Origin of the sequence: Mariniradius sediminis (genome assembly GCF_021491425.1) — a bacterium.
GTDB classification, from domain to species: domain Bacteria; phylum Bacteroidota; class Bacteroidia; order Cytophagales; family Cyclobacteriaceae; genus Mariniradius; species Mariniradius saccharolyticus.
On record NZ_JAKEVZ010000003.1, the window covers coordinates 1 to 18,137 of the forward strand.

Annotated in this window: 18 protein-coding genes; 8 read left to right on the forward strand and 10 right to left on the reverse strand. The window is 47.8% G+C overall.

Features of this window, described 5'->3' with window-relative positions; translation table 11 throughout:
• Positions 1-244, reverse strand: a 244-nt coding sequence (locus L0U89_RS04500) for a transposase (RefSeq protein ID WP_439651535.1), incomplete at its 3' end; no start/stop codon positions are given.
• A gap of 158 nt (positions 245-402) precedes the next feature.
• Here L0U89_RS04500 and L0U89_RS04505 point away from each other — a divergent pair.
• The 4 genes from L0U89_RS04505 (at position 403) to L0U89_RS04520 (ending at position 2,751) form a co-directional block, all read left to right on the forward strand.
• Positions 403-900 (forward strand): hypothetical protein, encoded by a 498-nt coding sequence (locus L0U89_RS04505; RefSeq protein ID WP_234860440.1) that lies wholly within the window; start codon positions 403-405, stop codon positions 898-900.
• Positions 901-1,123: 223 nt separating this feature from the next.
• Entirely contained in the window at positions 1,124-1,354 is a 231-nt protein-coding gene (locus L0U89_RS04510; RefSeq protein ID WP_234860441.1) for an Imm27 family immunity protein, read from the forward strand.
• Complete coding sequence (locus tag L0U89_RS04515; protein ID WP_234860442.1) at positions 1,351-1,989, forward strand: hypothetical protein; 639 nt, start codon at positions 1,351-1,353, stop codon at positions 1,987-1,989. Before L0U89_RS04510 ends, L0U89_RS04515 begins: the two co-directional genes overlap by 4 nt.
• 159 nt (positions 1,990-2,148) lie before the next feature.
• Positions 2,149-2,751: a hypothetical protein gene (locus L0U89_RS04520; protein ID WP_234860443.1), complete on the forward strand. Its 603-nt coding sequence runs from the start codon at positions 2,149-2,151 to the stop codon at positions 2,749-2,751.
• A gap of 236 nt (positions 2,752-2,987) precedes the next feature.
• On the opposite strand, the gene L0U89_RS04525 is transcribed toward L0U89_RS04520, so the two are convergent.
• From L0U89_RS04525 to L0U89_RS04550, 6 genes are all read right to left on the reverse strand, one after another.
• The gene (locus L0U89_RS04525) at positions 2,988-3,899 is read right to left on the reverse strand and encodes a hydroxypyruvate isomerase family protein (protein WP_234860444.1); all 912 of its coding nucleotides are present in this window, start codon (positions 3,897-3,899) and stop codon (positions 2,988-2,990) included.
• The gene (locus tag L0U89_RS04530; RefSeq protein ID WP_234860445.1) at positions 3,896-5,209 is read right to left on the reverse strand and encodes a Gfo/Idh/MocA family oxidoreductase; all 1,314 of its coding nucleotides are present in this window, start codon (positions 5,207-5,209) and stop codon (positions 3,896-3,898) included. The genes L0U89_RS04525 and L0U89_RS04530 overlap by 4 nt, the downstream gene beginning before the upstream one ends.
• 20 nt (positions 5,210-5,229) lie before the next feature.
• Positions 5,230-6,225: a formylglycine-generating enzyme family protein gene (locus tag L0U89_RS04535; RefSeq protein ID WP_234860446.1), complete on the reverse strand. Its 996-nt coding sequence runs from the start codon at positions 6,223-6,225 to the stop codon at positions 5,230-5,232.
• A gap of 76 nt (positions 6,226-6,301) precedes the next feature.
• Positions 6,302-6,775, reverse strand: coding sequence for a very short patch repair endonuclease (locus L0U89_RS04540; protein ID WP_234860447.1), 474 nt, complete (start codon positions 6,773-6,775; stop codon positions 6,302-6,304).
• 42 nt (positions 6,776-6,817) lie between these two features.
• Positions 6,818-8,164: an amidohydrolase gene (locus L0U89_RS04545; RefSeq protein WP_234860448.1), complete on the reverse strand. Its 1,347-nt coding sequence runs from the start codon at positions 8,162-8,164 to the stop codon at positions 6,818-6,820.
• Between the two features lie 97 nt (positions 8,165-8,261).
• The gene (locus tag L0U89_RS04550; protein ID WP_234860449.1) at positions 8,262-9,017 is read right to left on the reverse strand and encodes a TonB family protein; all 756 of its coding nucleotides are present in this window, start codon (positions 9,015-9,017) and stop codon (positions 8,262-8,264) included.
• Positions 9,018-9,245: 228 nt separating this feature from the next.
• Between L0U89_RS04550 and L0U89_RS04555 the strand changes: the two genes are divergently transcribed.
• Entirely contained in the window at positions 9,246-11,462 is a 2,217-nt protein-coding gene (locus L0U89_RS04555) for a DUF5916 domain-containing protein (RefSeq protein ID WP_234860450.1), read from the forward strand.
• A gap of 272 nt (positions 11,463-11,734) precedes the next feature.
• On the opposite strand, the gene L0U89_RS04560 is transcribed toward L0U89_RS04555, so the two are convergent.
• From L0U89_RS04560 to L0U89_RS04570, 3 genes are all read right to left on the reverse strand, one after another.
• Positions 11,735-12,244, reverse strand: a complete 510-nt coding sequence (locus L0U89_RS04560; RefSeq protein WP_234860451.1) for a hypothetical protein — start codon at positions 12,242-12,244, stop codon at positions 11,735-11,737.
• Positions 12,245-12,355: 111 nt separating this feature from the next.
• The gene (locus L0U89_RS04565) at positions 12,356-14,764 is read right to left on the reverse strand and encodes an alpha-L-rhamnosidase-related protein (protein ID WP_234860452.1); all 2,409 of its coding nucleotides are present in this window, start codon (positions 14,762-14,764) and stop codon (positions 12,356-12,358) included.
• 70 nt (positions 14,765-14,834) lie between these two features.
• Entirely contained in the window at positions 14,835-15,395 is a 561-nt protein-coding gene (locus L0U89_RS04570) for a hypothetical protein (RefSeq protein WP_234860453.1), read from the reverse strand.
• 244 nt (positions 15,396-15,639) lie between these two features.
• Between L0U89_RS04570 and L0U89_RS04575 the strand changes: the two genes are divergently transcribed.
• Genes L0U89_RS04575 through L0U89_RS04585 form a run of 3 tightly spaced genes read left to right on the forward strand, consistent with a single transcriptional unit; the run spans position 15,640 to position 18,135 of the window.
• Positions 15,640-16,770, forward strand: coding sequence for an amidohydrolase (locus L0U89_RS04575; protein ID WP_234860454.1), 1,131 nt, complete (start codon positions 15,640-15,642; stop codon positions 16,768-16,770).
• Positions 16,771-16,772: 2 nt separating this feature from the next.
• Entirely contained in the window at positions 16,773-17,417 is a 645-nt protein-coding gene (locus L0U89_RS04580) for a TatD family hydrolase (RefSeq protein WP_234860455.1), read from the forward strand.
• Complete coding sequence (locus L0U89_RS04585; protein ID WP_234860456.1) at positions 17,410-18,135, forward strand: tRNA threonylcarbamoyladenosine dehydratase; 726 nt, start codon at positions 17,410-17,412, stop codon at positions 18,133-18,135. The genes L0U89_RS04580 and L0U89_RS04585 overlap by 8 nt, the downstream gene beginning before the upstream one ends.
• The last annotated feature ends 2 nt before the right edge of the window (positions 18,136-18,137 follow it).

Here is an 18,137-nt window from a genome sequence, read left to right on the forward strand (position 1 = left end):
GCTCCAGCCTGCGGCTGCTGCGGATGCCGTTGAAGTAGCCGTAGATATAGAGCTTGAGGAAGGCCTTTGGGTCGAAGGACGGCCTTCCGTCCTCCCGGGGATTGCCTGCGGCGAAGCCGAGACGGGCGAGGTCGAGCCTGTCCACGAAGGCATCAATGACCCGGACGGCGTTGTCCGAGGGGATCTGTCCGTCAAGGCTGGAGAAGGTGATTTGGTGGCGGTCGGTCCCTGAAATGTGATGCATGGAAATTGTACCCGGGTTCTGGCGGGAAGTCCAACTAAATTTAATAAATTTAGCTGGGCCGTGAAATGGGTGCACTAAGAATGCTGGGGACTTTTTTCACGGTCTGCCGTTATGGGCAACCTTAAGTGCGACAACACGAACCAAAAAGACAGACAATTTTGAAACGGACAATAAAACATGTACTGACCATTTTTAGCTTGACAGTTTTAGTAACTTCTTGTAACAAGAATGTGCCTGCTGGTTTCTGGACAAACTTTCATAAGGACTTAATATTGACAAAAAATAGCGACCAAGGACCATGGGGCGGTCACAGAGAAATGAACTGGAAAAGTAAATCTAACAATACTTTTACCGACAAAGAATTAATTGAATTTGCGGATAAAAATGATTGGAAACTTATTGACAGCATTACATTTTCGGCAGACACTTTAACCAAGGACATATTTTCTAAACTAAGAAATGACGACTATTCCCTTGACATATTAAATGAAAGTATTTTGCCAAAACTGAAAATAACGGACAATAAAATATTTATTTTTAAAACGACTTGGTTGAAAGTTGAGCCAGGAAATACTCGTGAGACATTTGAAAACGGATTTGCAATATTAAGTTCAGACGGTACAGAATTGAAAATTTATCATTTTTGGGGAGAGTAATATGAAAGAATTGAAAAAGGGAAGACAAGAAAGGCAGCCCATAACAGGCGGTATATTTTATTGCCGAGACAGTGCAGATTTCAGCGTTTCCGCATCTAATTAACTTTCGTGTAACCTGACAGGACAGTGCTTCGAAATCGGCAACAAAAACATACCGCCAAACCGTTGGGCAACATTTTAGAAGACCAACCACCAAAGTAAGAGCAATCTAAAAACTCAATGAATGGAAAATGAAATAATTGGAAAGTGGATATTTAAAGATGGAGAAGTTATTCCTGATTCCAATTGCCTGTTAATTAGGTCTATGGTAAAAAACGACTTAAAAGAAATAAAAGTAAGTGAAGATGGATGGTCTAAGCAATATGAAGATAAAAATGGCATTATTTGGGAATTGACTTATCCTGAAAGTCATTTACAGGGTGGCGGCCCCCCAAAATTGAGACAGATTAAATGAAAAGATTATTAAACATAGTGTTCCTATTTTTTATAAGTACACAACTCTATTCACAGACTTATCTAACTTCTGAAGTAATAGAGAAGGCTGAATCTCATTTAAAACAAGCCGTTGGCGAAGAACTGTTTAATTACTTCAAACTTGACCCAGATTCTTACTATGAATACAAAAATAGAACAGGGAAAACCAAATGGGAAAACATCAATAAAGGGAAAAAGACTAAAGGAGATTTTGTAAATGGGAAAAACATTAGGTTTATATTAAACCATCCAGAATTTCAATATCAATATGTGGACAAAAGAATTTCTGTTCAATTAGCTTCTGACCTAAGTTTGAATTCTGAAATTAACTTAGACAGAATTCCAAAATATCTGTTAGAAGGAAGAAAGTCTGATTGGCTTAATGAAAATCAGCTTGATAAGATTATTGGAAATCAAGGGTTAAAAAAATCGGTAAAGAACCCAATAAAGCGACTAGAATTTGACTTTGATGAAAGAAAATACTATTGGATGGTCTTTAATACTCTTTATGAAGAAAAGTGCTATTCTGATGAAGAACTTTTGCATATAGACCCAAAAACAGGGCAAATTCTTAAGCATTATGAAGAACGACATTATGTTATGCATTGCCACTAAGGAAATAAAAACGTTGCCCAACATTGCCTAAGAGCAAGCGGGCGGGGAATGCTAAATTGAAAGTGATTACCTTTAATAAACTTTGGTTGTGGCGGACAGTGAATCGGGTTTTAATGCCCGCCTGCTCTTAGCCTTGGCCGTTGTAGTCAATTAGACAAAATGGAATTTGAAGTAACTGAGAACTTTTACAAATACAGCCCATGGCTAAAAATATGGGAAGTAATCAGAGGTTTCCTTATGCTCTTCTATATTCCTATTGCATATGGGAAACATCATTTTGATAAACTAAGGGGTATCGAAGAACCTGAACCACGGGAACAGAATATTTGGCAGAATTACATTGAATTTGACACTTATGCGCTTGAATCTTTGGCCTTGGGTAATGAAGTATCAATGCATTTATTTGAATCGGGAGCTTTAGACTTTCCTGATTGGAAAGATTGGGATAACCCGTTCAGGTTTCTACTGAAATTTAGATCTCAACCAGAAATTGAAGCACTTAACAATGCTTTCTTTGATGAAATTGACTTGAAAACAGAGTTAGGAATTTATCTAATTCGCGTGAATGAAAAAGGACAAGGAATGACTCTTTGTCTATTACCATCAAATACTCCCGAATTAATTGAGATTGTCAAATTAAAACCTCTGAGCTGGATAATGACTGAAATGGAATCCGGGACGATAGAATTGATAGGTTTTGCGGACAAAGGGAAGCTTAGAACTGAAATAAAACTAACTACAACAAAACCTAAACTGCATTAAAACGCAGTTTAGCCAATCGTTCGCGCAAATTTTTTGAATAAAATGAACGATTTCCAGCCAATCATCTACCCAACCCTGCAATCCAATCCAGTTCCCGAAATTTGTCAGTTGCTTCTCAATGTTACTTGCCTTATGTACTTGTGAAATAGGGCAAACACTCTTGAAATTGCCAAATAGTTCAACTTGGTTAGATAGGCGTTTCCCAGAATTATCAATCGGAACGAACTAATACCTGCTCACTTAAATGCATCCGCCTTCCGATACGCCTCGATGAGTGCAAGTTCGCCTTCCATGCCGGGTTTGGCATTGCCGTGTTCCATGCCGCAGACGCCTTTGAAGCCTTTTTCATCCAGCCATTTGAAGACATTGAGGTAGTTGATCTCGCCAGTGCCGGGTTCCTTGCGGCCGGGGTTGTCACCGATTTGGATATAGGCGATTTCGTCCCAGCAGGCCTCCATCATGTTGATGAGGTTGCCTTCATTGCGCTGCATGTGGTAGATGTCGTAGAGGATTTTGCAGGAAGGACTTGCGACCGCCTTGCAGATGGCGTGGCTTTGGTCGGAATGCCTCAGAAACAGCTCCGGCGTATCGGAAAGTGGCTCGAGGACCATGACCAGTCCGGCAGGCTCGAGGATTTCCGCACCGCGCTTCAGTGCTTCGATGACGTTGGAGGTTTGGATACCGATGGGCAACCTACGTTCGAAAAATCCCGGGACGACCGTGGCCCATTTGGCATTGACGCGCTTGGCGGCTTCGACGGACTTTTTGCAGGTGGCGACGAAGGTGTCCACAAATTCCTTTTTGCCTGTGGTCAGGGAGATTTTCCAGTTGTCCCCGCCATCGATGACAAATACGCCCATCCGCATCCCGAGGCGCTCGAGTGTTTTTCCGATCAGATTCTGGTCCTCCACGGATCGCCCAAGTAGGCCATTGTCCTCCAAGGAACGGAAACCCTGCGCATGCATGTACTCCAGTTGGGCGACGAATCCGTCGCCTGCATGGGCCTTGAACATCCCGAAATGCGGGGCATAGTCGAGGTGGAAGGTTTCACCGGCCTTGTTGAAGTGGGCCGCGGCCAAGGGGCTGATGGTGCCCAAGGTGGCCGCGCTTGCCAGGCCTACGTTTTTGACAAAATTTCTCCTGTTCATACGAGTTGGGTTTTACCGGGAATAGCGAATGGATAGAAACCGTCGGCATTGGGCAGGACTTTTGGCATCGCATCCCAAGCAAGTGTGGTCGGCATCAGGTTTATGTCGGCGTTGAGGGCCTCGTCCCAAGTGACGACTTTTCCGGTATAGGTGGCATAGCGGCCGAGGATAGCGGTCATGGTGCTTTTGGCGGCATTTTCCGCATCGGCAAATTTGTATTCACCCTTCACGATCGCGGCAAAAAGCTCATCGTGCTCGACTTGGTAGGGGTTGGGGTTGTTGTCCCTGTTGTGGGAGTAGAGGCTTTTGCCCTTCCAGCTTGTCAACTCACCGTGGTTGCCTGCGCTGAGGTAAGCTTTGCCTGTGGTGCCTTGGAAAGATTCATCCACACGGTTGGCGGCGCCGGGGAAGTGACGGCACTCGCTGAAGATGACTGTATCGTCGGCATAGGTAAAGGTCACGGAATGGTGGTCAAAAATTTCGCCGTGGTCTTTGCCGGTGCGGACCTGACGTCCGCCGGTACCATATGCCTTGACTGGATAGCTTTGCTTCACCCAGTTGGCCACGTCGAGGTTGTGGACGTGCTGCTCCACGATATGGTCTCCACACAGCCAGTTGAAATAGTACCAATTGCGCATTTGGTATTCCATCTCGGTTTGTCCGGGCTGACGGGCGTTGACCCAAACGCCACCGTCGTTCCAGTACACCTGTCCGCCGATGATGTCACCGATTTTGCCGTCGTGGATCTGTTTGATGGTTTCGCGGTAATTGGACTGGTAGTGCCTTTGGAGGCCGACAACAACGTTCAATTTTTTGCGCTTGGCCTCTTCTGCCGCGGCCAATACCTTGCGGATGCCGGCGGAGTCGGTGGCTACGGGTTTTTCCATGAAAATCTGTTTGCCCTGCTTTACAGCCTCTTCAAAATGATCCGGCCTAAATCCGGGAGGCGCTGCGAGTATAACCACATCAGCGAGCTTGATGGCTTCCTTGTAGCCGTCGAAGCCTACAAATTTTCTGTCTTCGGGGACGTTGACTTTTGCTGCGCCGTATTTGTCGAAGATCGGTTTGTAGCTCTTGTCGATCCGGTCGCGGAAAGCATCCGCCATGGCGACCAGTTGGATATTGTGGCCTGTGTCAAAGGCTTGGAATACTGCGCCCGTGCCGCGTCCGCCACAGCCGATGACAGCGATCTTGATGACATCAGCACCTGCCGCGTAGGCTTGGGGCATACTGAAAGGCTGCAAAGCAAGGCCGCCTGCCACGAGGGCGGATGTTTTGAGAAAGTCTCGGCGGTTTGAAAGGTTTTTCATGGGTATATCGTTTTAGGTTGTCAATAATCTGCGATTGGAGTTTGGTTGTAATAGGCCATGATTTCCTCAGGCGATGGAGGATTGAGCGGTCTCACGACCCGAATGCCCAAAAACGGCGCTTCGGGAAACCACCATTGGCTTTTTGGAATCTGTGGATCAATGCGTTTCCATTCGGCTTTGGAGGCAATCCTTTGGCTGGAACGAAGTTCGGCGGCTGGGCTTTTGTAATGTCCACCCCGGATGGCACCCGGATAAAGCTTGGCGATGGGGACGACGGGGTCTTTCAGGGTTTGCGAAGCGCGCTGCTTGTAGAGGTTGGGGTCATATTGGTCCGAAGTCCATTCCATGACATTTCCGAGGATATCGTAAAGGCCCCAAGGGTTGGGTTTTTTCTGTCCGATGGGTTTGGTACTTCCGCCGCTATTGGCGCCGTACCATGCATAGTCGCCTAGTGCTTTTTCACTGTTGCCAAAGAAGTAGGCGGTCTCGCTGCCCGCGCGGCAGGCATATTCCCATTCCGCTTCAGTGGGTAGGCGGTAGAAGATTCCAGTCTTGACATAGAGCCATTTGCAAAATTGCAGAGCGCCGTAATGGGTCATTCCGATGGCGGGCTTGCCTTCCTTGCCCATGCCGGCGGTCATGTCCAAGTAGGGAATGCTAGGTCTGGTCAATCCGTCTACTTGGGTGGGGAGTGGCTTTTCGGCGATCGCCAACTCGTAGTTTTTGTCCAAGAACAATTCGAAGATATCCCAGGTGATCTCGTGGGTTCCCATCCAAAAAGGGGAAACCTCTACGGTATGGGCAGGCATTTCGTCGGGATTGCCTTTGTTGGTGCCCATTTTGAAAGTGCCGCCAGGTATTGGCACTAGACCGAAAGAAGCTTTGGAGTCGGGGATATTTTGGGTATAAGCCTCAAAGGAAACTTGGGTTTTGGATTTGTTGGCCACCAACAAAATCCCAAACAACCCCGAAAGGACAAGGAGATACAGGGAGGTATAAAATCGATATTGAAACATACGCGATGCGAATAGATTGAAAAATAGAGGAAATCTCGCGGATTCAAAAATGGAATCTGATGGGAAACGGAAGGAATCAAATTCCCATGGCCTCCATCACTTTGCTGATACAGTTGCCGAGTTCCTTTTTGACCTCAAAATCCCAAAACCGCAGGACTTTCCAACCGTGGTTTTTGTAGAATGTATTGATCTCACGATCCCGCTGCATATTTCTTTCGATTTTGGGAATCCAAAAGTCACGGTTGGAGTGGATGCTGTCTTTTCTGTTTTCCCAATCATAGCCGTGCCAAAATGATCCATCCACAAAAACAACCAAGCGGTACTTGATAAAGCTGATGTCGGGCTTGCCGGGTAGATTCTTCTTGTTGCTGCGAAACCGGACGCCTGCATGCCATAGGGCCCGACGGAGGAGTTTTTCGGGTTGGGTGTTTTTTCCCTTGATCCGGGACATGACCGCCGAGCGCTGCGGCGTGGTGTAGAATCCCGCTTCCTCCTCAAATTTGGGAACTTGGATTTTGGGTTCGGGATAGGGGATCACTTTCTTTGCCATCACCGCATTCCTTTTCGGCTAAATTGGTTGATTCCTATGCTGTCAGCATTTTAAGTCAGTACGCTCGAACACCAATTTTCCCCTGTGATAAAGCTGCTCCACAGGTCTCAATCTGGCTACAGTCTCCGCGGAACAGCTGGCATCTACCAAGGTGAAGCTCGCCTCGTCTCCGACTTTTGGCCAAACTTGGTTTCCTTCTTTATCCAATGGAAGTAGGCCCTTGGTCCCAATCCCCAAGGCTCTGGAAAGGCCAAATTCGTGGTTGTAGCGGTAGAGTTCGGCCATCGTTTTGGCCTTGTCCAGCATGCTGCCCGTACCAAATGGCTGCCAATGGTCGGTCACGCAGTCAGTCCCCGCCATCACCTTGATACCGTGGTTCATCAAGGTAGGTATGGGCATCACGTTGTATCCGATTGGTACGGTAGTCGTGATACCGATTTCGGCTTCGGCGAGCGCTTCACAGGTGGCTTGGAGTGTCTTGGCGTCCAAAGCACCCAAGACGAAGCAGTGGCTCAAATAGCTTTTGCCTTTCAGTTGGGGATTTTCGAGGACTTTTTTGACGAGGTATTGCAGGGTAAGCAGCCCTGATTCGCCCGATTCGTGCAGATGGATATCGAGGCCTTTTCCATAGTCTAGCGCCAGCTGGATCGTGAAGTCCATCGTCTTCTCGATACTCCCATCGAGGGAATACGGATCCACGCCTCCGATAAAATCGATGTCCATTTGCGCAGCTTCTTTCATGAGTTCCTGCGAACCAGAGTAAAAAACCCCATGCTGTGGGAATGCCACAAGCTCGGTTTCAAAGCTGCCCTTTTTGTGGTCCAAGGCTTTGTACAGGTTTGTCAGTGAATGGAGCTGTGAGGTGGGTTCGATGTTGACATGGCTCCTCGCAAAATTGGTACCCTTGGATTGCAACAGCTCGATGAGCTTCTCGGCACGCTCGGTCGAATAGGGAAGCAGCTCAGGAATGACCTTTTTTTCATGCTCGATAAGTTCCTTTACGGTTTTGTATTTGCTTTCCCGGGCTTTCCAGGGACCGCCGTAGTAGGTCTTGTCTAAGTGGATATGCATGTCCTTCATGGCAGGTAGCATGAGCAAACCTTTTGCGTCAGTCCCGGTTGATGTAGCTGCCTGAGGTAGTATTTCTGTGATTATGCCGTTTTCCAACTTTAGGGTAAATAGGCCTGTTTTGGTGCCTACTACCTCGATTTCATCCCTGATAAAGCCCGTTTCCAAAAGAACGTTCTTGAGGACTACAGGGGCGGATTCAGGTCGAATGGGATTTTTAGATTCAGCCCCGAAGGAAACAGATGGGGCAAAAACCGATACTCCAGCCAAGCCAATCGTCTTGCCAAGGAATTTTCTTCTATTGATGGATTGATCGGCCATGAAAAAGGGGTTAAATGGATTTTCATTTGAAATTAGGAAAAATCCAAGAGTATTGACCCCAATTAGCGCATTTAGGATTGACGGAACCTAGTGCTTTTCAATAGTCCTCGGCAATTTTGAATACGATTGGTAACACAAAACTGGCTTCTGTTGGAATACCGTTTTCCCTGCGGGGTTGCCAAGGCTTGGCCACAAAGGATTTGACGACCCGAAGCGCCTCTTTCTGAAATTCCGGATGCACGTTTTCCGGATTCATCACTTCAAACAGAAAGACATTCCCTGAGCTGTCCAATTCCAGCGCTATACGCACCGTACCCGCCAAATCGTCTCCCAAGAGCGTTTCTGGATAGCGTAGGTTGCGACGGAGATATTCGTACCAAGCTTCAATGCCACCTTGGGGTTCGGCATCGGTGATGGTAACGGACCTTTCTTGGCCGGATTCGTCAAAATACGTTTGGGAAATGGTGTAGTTGTTAACGATCAGTCTCGTTTCCTTGATCGTTCCATTAGGGTAGAAGTAGGTGTGGCGGGTGCTATCACGGGGCAGGTAGGTCTTGTCCGTTTCCCTACTCACCCATCCGGCCGCATCAAAGTAGATCCATTTGGTCGATAAGGATTCCTTTTTTTCACCCAAAATATCCACTCGTCGCATCGCGATCGTGCTGTCCATCTTGAAAAACTCTTTGACAAGTTGGGTACTGTCCTCGGCTACCGTTGCAAAAAAATGGGGTTCGTAGGTAGCAGTATCCTTGATTTCATAGAAGTACTTGTTATAAAAGCTAACTTGGGCATAGGAGATCGAGCTATAAAAAACAAGCAGGCAAGTGATGATGCCTATGCGAAGGTCTGTCATAGAAAACATTGTAGGAGAGAAACTTCGGGAAAATTCTTCAAGCTTGAAAACCCGACTCTACTTTATTGCAGTGATTGGCCTGATAGCATCGTCGTGCTTGATGGATTTTTTCCCCAAAAGCGGAAGTTCTTCTAATTCATGGCTTGAAAAGCTATTTTTGCCGATGGTATAAATCAACCCAAATAGCCTTTTTCGATCGATTTAATTTGTTTCAGTCGCATTTGGCTTATGAAACGTTTAGTCTGGTTTGGGTTTCTTTTTCTGGGAATTTCGTTTCGCGCTTTTTCCCAGCGTGCCGACCTGCCCGGACTCATAGCAGACAAAGTCAAGGAGGAAATCAATCTTGACGGCGTCCTGGAAGAAGCAGTATGGCAAGGCGGAGATTGGGCAACTGATTTCCAGCAATTTTTTCCCTCAGACACCTCACTTGCCAATGCCCAAACCAAAGTCCGGATCGTTTTCGATGACAAGTTCATCTACATCGCGGCAGTCATGCAAAATCTCGGACCGAGGGCGCCCAACGAGTATGTGAGCACTTCCCTGCGGAGGGATTATCGCGGTGAGCAAAACGACGGCGTGAGCTTTGTCTTTGATACCTTCAATGACTATACCTCGGCGTTTCAGTTTGGAATCAACCCCTATGGCGTGCAGCGCGAATCGCTCATCGCCAACGGCGGCATGATGTCGACGGACTTGAACCTGGCTTGGGACAACAAATGGTATTCCGCTGCGAAGATCTACGAGGACCATTGGATTGCTGAGATTGCCATACCGCTGTCGACCCTGCGGTTTAACGACGGGGCGATGAACTGGAATGTCAACTTCTACCGCATTGATTCCAAATACAACGAGCGGAGCACATGGAGCCCAATTCCGAGGAATTTCAACGTTATCAATTTGGCGTTTCTACGGAAGTTGGTTTTCTCGGAACCGGTCAAGAAACCCGGAGCCAACCTATCGCTGATTCCCTATGTCGCGATGGCCACCAGCCAAAACAACCTAGAAGGTATCAACAACCCCCCCAGGCCTGCGATTGGTGGGGATGCAAAAATCGGGGTCGGTCCCGCACTCAATATGGATCTGACAGTCAATCCTGATTTTTCACAAGTCGAGGTCGATGAACAGGTGACAAACCTGGACCGTTTTGAAATCTTCTTCCCAGAGCGAAGGCAGTTTTTCTTGGAAAACGCGGATCTCTTTGCGGATTTTGGGTCGAGAAATGTGCGGCCCTTCTTCTCGCGTCGTATCGGGGTGGACATTGATACGACCACAGGCCAAAACGTACAAAATCAGATTCTCTTTGGTGGAAGGCTCAGCGGAAAATTGGATGAAAATTGGCGGATCGGTGCGATGAATATGCAGACCGCAAACGACGAACAAAGGGGAATCGTAGGAAAGAATTTTGCGGTCGCGGCGATTCAGCGCAAGGTATTCTCACGGTCCAATATTGGCCTGATCTTTATCAACCGGGAAACGCTCAACGAAAAAGTGGATATCCCCTTGTTTGATCCGACCAAATACAATCGCGTCGCGGGCATCGACTACAACTTGGCTTCGAAGGACAATACCTGGCAGGGGAAATTCTATTACCATAAGAGCTTTGATTACGAGAATCCGAGCAACTCCGATGTCGCCCACGGACAATTGGCCTACGAAAAGACCCATATCAGGGCTGCAGCCGCTTTTTCCGATGTCGGCGAGAATTATAATCCGGAAGTCGGTTTCACGCCGAGAAATGACTACAAGCGCGTATTTGGCGATTTCGCCTACCGATTTTTTCCCCGCTCCAAGTTGATCAACCGGCATGGACCAGCCATTGAAACGGAGTTTCTTTGGAACGAGCGATTGGGCACCACCGATGAGTTGCACAGCTTGGTTTATGACGTAAGGTTCCAATCATTGGCGCAGCTATCGGTTGGCGTGAGTAACAGATATACCTATCTGTTTGCCTCCTTTGACCCCACACGCACTGGAGGGGTTCCTTTGGAGGCAGGGACTGACTACAGGAATACTTTTGCGACCTTGCGGTATTTTTCCAATCCGAGGAAGAAAGTTTTTGTGACTTTGATCGCCAATGCCGGGGAGTATTTTACCGGAACGCTTAAGGGGGTACAGGGCACGATGAGTTGGCGATTGGGTTATTTGGCCAATATTTCGATGAACTTTAGCTACAACAATATCCGACTTCCGGAGCCGCAGAACAATGCTGATTTGGTCTTGGTGGGCCCAAGAATCGACTTGACCTTCACAAGGAGTTTGTTCTGGACGACCTTTATCCAATACAACAACCAAATCGACAATATCAACATCAATACACGCCTGCAATGGCGGTATGCTCCTGTGTCGGACTTGTTTTTGGTCTATACCGACAACTTTTTCCCCGATACCTTTGCCTCAAAGCAACGCGCGTTGGTCATGAAGCTCAACTACTGGTTCAATCTGTAGCTTCATCCGGAGTTCATTGTCCGAAGCATGCAAATTCGGATCACTGAGTCGTTCGTTCTCCTCGAATGAAATCAAACCTGACAAGCCAAAGATTCCCACCTGTGAAAATCTGTGCCATCAGCGGTAAAATAATAAACCACAGATTTCACAGAACGACACAGATGTGGAGGCCTGACCAGTGAATTTGCGCCAAGCCTTTCGAATACCGATCTATAAAAACCTTTTTATCAGTTTAATGGGAAACATTGATTTCCCCAATTAGGAAGATTAAGTTACTGCAACTGCTCCCGGGAATATGCCACAAAAAAGTAGACCACAGGACCGAAGATCAGTAGCGGGAAAATCAAGATAAACCAAATGGAAATGCCATCTCCCGCTGACGACCCGGTATGAAAAGAGAAATATTCTATGATCAGCAGCACCAAAATCAAGTTCAGCTTTAGCCAGCGCCATAGACGTTGGTTGATGCGCAAAACTGCGGCGCTTTTTTCTGGATTGAACTCGTATTCGTACTCGTTATGTTTTCGCTTTTTATTGTAAATAGTCAATCCTATGTAAACCAGGGTTGCAATAAATGGAATCGAGTAGGTCATTTGGCTTGCCCAAAACTCATTTGGTGACTCCAAGAAGGTGTAATCCTTGGGAACCAATTCTGCGCCAAGATGCTGGAAATAGTAGGTCTCGGCCCACAACATCACCAAGGCTCCAATCGCCAAGATCTCAACCAAAATGTCAGATTTCGTAAAAGTCGAAGGCTTTTTCTCTTCAAGGATGTTTTTCATCGGGCAATTGTTGTCGAGCTGTTTTTGCGAAGTTAATGTCTTCCGCGAGCGCGACCAAGCTGCAGGCCAACGTGCACGCCCTTCGATAAGCGCGAAAAGCAGGAAAAGGTTCTATTTCTGTGCTTCCACTCTCATTTTTTTGCCGCTCATGAGAACCCGTCGGTAGCCATCCTGTGTATCTGAAGAGATTTCCTTACCGAGGATTCTTACTTTGGAGAATTCCTCGGGAAACTCGATCGAAATGCCCCATTTGGATTGGATTTGGCTGACCTCGATGGCCAAAACGCCATCTTTGTTGGTATAAAGGAGATTGATCTCATTGTCGCCGACAAGGACTTTTTCGATGGAGGCTTCCTGCCAGTTGCTCGGCATTTGGGGACGGATGTAGATGACTTTGTTGCCGGCATCGGGCTTGATACCAAAAAACTGGTATACAATCGGGACACCATAGCTGTAGAGATTCCATGCCTGTGCCATCATGCCATAGTCCGGCGACACCTCGTAAATCGATCCTGGCAAAGCAAAGCCAAAAGACTTTGTCATCCGCTGTAGGTAGGATAAGGCCTCATCCGGACGCCCGTAGTTGTTTTCACCAATTGTCAATACTCCCGTCGGTAAGGTCATGACAGCACCTGTGTAGGAAAATACCTTGCTTCCAGCAAAGGAGCCGTCTTCACTTGCTGCGGCTTCGTCCCGGTCAATACCCGTAACATAGACCCCAAATGGGTTGGTAAACCGCTTCGCTTTGTCCAAGGCGCGGATTGCTTTATCTGTATCTGCTATACCCATTTCCATGGGTGTGTTCACCACCCAATTGTGGAATACCACAAATCCCCGTTTTTGGTCTTTGGGGTAAGTCGCAATTTTGGATCGGCTTGCCTTGAGTTCCTCGACTGCCCAAGGCTTATTGAGTGTATCGGCCCGCACAATCGCGGCATCGATCAAATGGAGCGCTTCGTCCGGTGTCCCGATGAAATCCGCAAATCCATTGAAATCCTCCACCCAGAATTCTTCATTGATTTTCTGTTTCAACCGATCTGCCAAAGCTTGGTATTCTTTTGCGAGCTCTGGTTTTCCCACTACCGCTGCGATCTGCGCCGCATCCGCGAAAGCTTTTTGGGTATAGACAGCCACGTCGACCATTTCGGAGGCAAGGCCATGGATTTCCATCATGCCATAACCGTCGGGGAAAAGGTTGCCATCTTTGTCATTTTCGTCCATCAGCCATTGGAGCCCCTTTTGGATCGTAGGGAAATATTTTTCCAAAAATTCCCGATCTCCTGTCCACTGGTACACCCACCAAATCAAGGAAGTGAATTGGGGTGTTTCGTTGATATTGCCGGGGTTGAAAACCACCCCATTGGTACTCGTCTCATGCATGATGCGTCCGTTGCCGTTGGCTTCGGAGAGTTTGTGGATCAGGTCGATGGTAGCGTAGACGAGGTCCTTGCGTCCTGTCGCGATCGCGCCCTTGAGCGTATATTCATTGTCAACGCCAAACCACCATGGATAGTCAGGCATGCCGGCGGCCAATCCGCGGCCGATTTCCGGTACATCGCGCACCAGCCATTCGGTATTGTACTTGACCCATTCGAAAGCCTTTTCAAGATCTTTGTCCGGGATGCTGACTTTTGCAGTGGCAGCGATCGTTTCGTAGTGCTTTCTTTTTGCCAAAAGGTCCAGTTCCGCATTCGCCTTCAAGTCAGCGAGCGTGGATTCCAGCTCAGCCTTGTTTTTATAGGATCCTGCGATAATAAACCGGAGGTGTTGCGCTACTTGTGGTTCGAGCGTTAATTCATAGCCCAATCTACCTGCAGTACCTTTGCCTTGGGGCTGATAGTCACAAGTCGCAGAGGGGCCCTCGGTGTATTTTGCCGGACGATCTCCGCCAAACATCACCCACCATTCATTTCCCTGATCCTTTCCGATCCAGGCATTGGCTGCTTCATCAAAAACCAACTGATCGGGGTGATCTACCAGGTTGAGCCTTTCCCCGAGCCAAACGGGCATCAGGTCGGTATGGCCCGTAAATTCAAACCCGATTGTTTTTGGACTTGATCCCGTGTTGACGATGGAAAACTCGACCACCAGTCCTTGTTTTCCGTCCGGTGCAAATTGGAAGCGCTGGATTTCCAGATCCGGTACCGCTGTGCTGAAAATATGCTTGTTCGCAAAGGGATAGTTGATAAATGCATCTGCATTGTCGAGGCAATAGGAATTGCCATCCACGCCGATGGCTGCCGTAAAGCCGTCCATCAGCTTGATGGGATGGTTCCAAATCCCGCCCATTTCTCCCTGCACATGCCAGCCAAGGTCGGGAAAATTGCCGTCTTGATGGCCCACCATATAGACCCTGTCCCCAGCCGTAACAAAGGGAGACGATTTGTATTCGGCCTTGCCTTCCAAGCCTTCGGTATCTTCAATCAAGGAAAAAAGCTGGGTTTGGCCGCTGGGCTTGGTACAGGAAAAGCCGCCAAGGAGTAGCATTCCCACCATGCCATGCGCAAAAACACGTTTCATAGGTTGACTTTTTGGATCATCAAAAATAAAGGTAGGATTTTTATCCCAGCGACTCCAAAAAACCGCTACATCATGGCACCAAGTTCACCAAAATAGCAGGTGTCTTGATCACTTTCCCATCTGCTAGCCGCAGTTCCATGACGAGTGAGTGCATTTTGGCTTCTGCCGGGCGCCTCGAAAAAGTGAAATAGTAGCTGCTGATGTTAGTCTGATTCAGGATTTCCTCCATGAAGACTTCCTTGGACATAAAGGCCTTCAGGTCTGTAAAGGCAATGATTTCTGACAGGTCCGTACCTGCCGGATGCTCGATATCGAAATCCTGATTGCTCAGCAAGGTAAGTTCCGACACGGGATTATTGTTTTCAAATACGACGGGGCAGTTGGGATTTGCGGTAAAGAAAACCTGCACAGGTTTGGTAAATTCCAGCTTCACCAGCAGTCTATCGATGGAGAGCCCTGCACTGTTCAGCCACAGTGCATTTCCGGTATTTGCTGGATCGAGGGTTCGCGGGAAGGCCTCGATTTCCTTCAACTCAAACAGGGTTTCTTTGCAGTTTTCTTCACAGGCAGTTTGGAAGAACAGGATGAGCACGACCAAGCTTAATAAGCCGATCCGATAGGAAAATTTCATAAGAATCTTGTTTGCGAGATGAATAAGTTGATTTGAAACTAGTAAAACCGATTGAAAAAAAGAAATTCGATGGAGCTTTCGAGAGGCTTTGCCTGCAGGCTTGACTGACCTCTTTGCAGCTTGAAAGCCAGTTTTTTGCCTTTGGAAGAAATACGATTGAAGTTGGTCGGCCAAAACCCATTTTTTTCCTGAATAGAATCTTATTGGATTAATTTTGCCAAAATCCCAAATCTCCATGCCAGTTATGCCGCGTTCCCTTTCCCAATTGATTGCCCTCCGGCAGGAACTCCACCGCTTCCCGGAATTGTCTGGCGAGGAGTCAGCAACCGCCCAACGGATAAGTGCATTTTTTGCTCAAATGTCTTACACGAAACTCATCCCGAATTTGGGAGGAACGGGGCTTGCCTTTGTTTGGGAAGGGGAAAAGGAAGGGCCAACGACCTTGTTCCGCTGTGAATTGGACGGTTTGCCCATCTTGGAGAAAGGCGAGGTTCCATACAGAAGCGAAAAGGTCGGCAAATCCCACGTTTGCGGACATGATGGGCACATGGCGATCTTGTCTGGATTGGGCCTTTACTTAGACGAGAGCCCACCGATGCGGGGAAAAGTGGTGCTGCTTTTCCAACCTGCCGAGGAGACTGGTGATGGGGCAAGGGCTGTTTTGGCTGATCCGAGATTTGCGGAAATAAGACCCGATTATGCCTTTGCACTCCACAATCTTCCGGGCTTTCCCCTCCACCAAATCGTCGCCAAGCCAGGAAGTTTTGCGGCTTCCTCGGTCGGGATGAGCATTTTCCTGCACGGGCGAAATGCCCACTCGGCGCATCCTGAAGCAGGCAACAGTCCCGCCCAAGCCATGGCTGAAATCATTCAAATGTTGGAAAAGCTACCAAAGGATTTTGAAGATTTTACCCTGGTGACGGTTATCCATGCCGAATTGGGTCAAATCGCCTTTGGAACCACGCCGGGCGAGGCGGTAGTTCGGGCAACGATGCGGGCATTTGACAATGCGGTGAAGGCAAGGCTTGTTGCGGTGGCGGAAATGAAGTCTTCTGAAATTGCTGGAATATACGGACTGGGGATAGAATTTAGGTACCAAGAGGATTTTGCCGCGAGCCATAACCATCCTGAGGGATTTGATATCCTCAGGCAGGTAGCCCTGGATTTGAATTTGGACTTGAAGGAAGTGGCCGTTCCCTTCCGTTGGTCTGAGGATTTTGGCTTGTTCTCGGATTACGCAAAGTCGATGTTGTTTGGCTTGGGTTCCGGCTTGGAACAACCCCAATTGCATGAGCCGAATTTTGATTTTCCGGAACAGTTGATCCCCACGGGTATTTCCATTTTTTCCAAAATCATCCAAAAACTGAACCATTGACGATGATCGACCTACCTGATTTTCATACCCATACTCCGGGGAAGACATTGGGAATACTCAATTTGGGAATAGCGGAAAGCCCATCGGTGGGGATCTATTCCATGGGCTTGCATCCTTGGTATTTGGATGGAAATTGGGAGAAGGATATCGAAATCTTGACCGAAAAACTCGAGGATCTTCGCATCCTTGCCGTCGGTGAATGCGGCTTTGACGGGATCAGAGGTCCGGAATTGGCGATTCAAAAAGCTGCCTTTGAAGCACAGGCCGCCATGGCAAAATCCCTTGGTTTGCCCATCATCCTGCATTGTGTCAAAGGGCTTCATCTTTTGCAGGAATTCCTGAAAAAGCATTCCCAACCCATCATTTGGCATGGATTCAATCTTCATCCCGATGCCGGGAAAAGTTTACTTGGCCATCCGGTGTATTTCTCTTTTGGCAAGCATATCCTCATCGAGGATTCCCATGCCCAAGCCTGGCTCAAAATCTGTCCACTGGACAAAGTATTTTTCGAGACGGATGATTCAGGCTTTCCGATTGAAGCCATATATCGGCAGGCTTCCTTAATTTTGGGCCTTCCAATCGAGCGTCTAAGGGAAGTCGCATTGGAAAATTGGAACAGGATTTCAAGTCGAAAAATACATGGATGAATTTGCTTGGCTGTCGCGAACCGAACTGATTGTTGGCCGCGCGGGATTGGAAAAATTGGCCAAAAAACACGTGCTTGTTGTAGGAATGGGTGGCGTAGGTTCCTTTGCCGCGGAGTTTATATGCCGGGCAGGCATCGGCGAAATGACCATCATCGATGGCGATATCGTTGACATCAGCAACTGCAACCGACAGCTTCCTGCGACCCAGAAAAATGTAGGTCAGGCCAAAGTCGAATGGATGGAAGAACGCCTCCTCAGCATCAATCCAAACCTCAAGATCCATGTCATCCGGGAGTTTCTCATGCCCCATGATATGACAGCACTGTTGGATGAAAACCACTATGATTTTGTGGTAGACTGTATAGATAGCTTCACACCTAAGCTGCACCTGATCGATGGAGCACTCAAGCGGGGATTTCCTTTGGTGAGTTCGATGGGCGCAGGCGGTAAAGTAGATCCCACACAAATCAAGATCGGCGATATCTCGGAAACCTACCATTGCAGGTTTGCCAAGATGGTGCGCAAGCGCCTGAAAAAAAAGCAGATTTCGAGGGGATTCAAGGCGGTATTTTCCTCGGAACTCGTAATCCGGGAGAGTCTGATGTTGACCGATGGGCGCAATTTCAAAAAATCAGCCTACGGAACGATGTCTTTTTTGCCAGCGGCATTCGGCTGTGCCTGTGCATCCGTTGTCGTCAATGACCTCCTGGCCAGTTGATA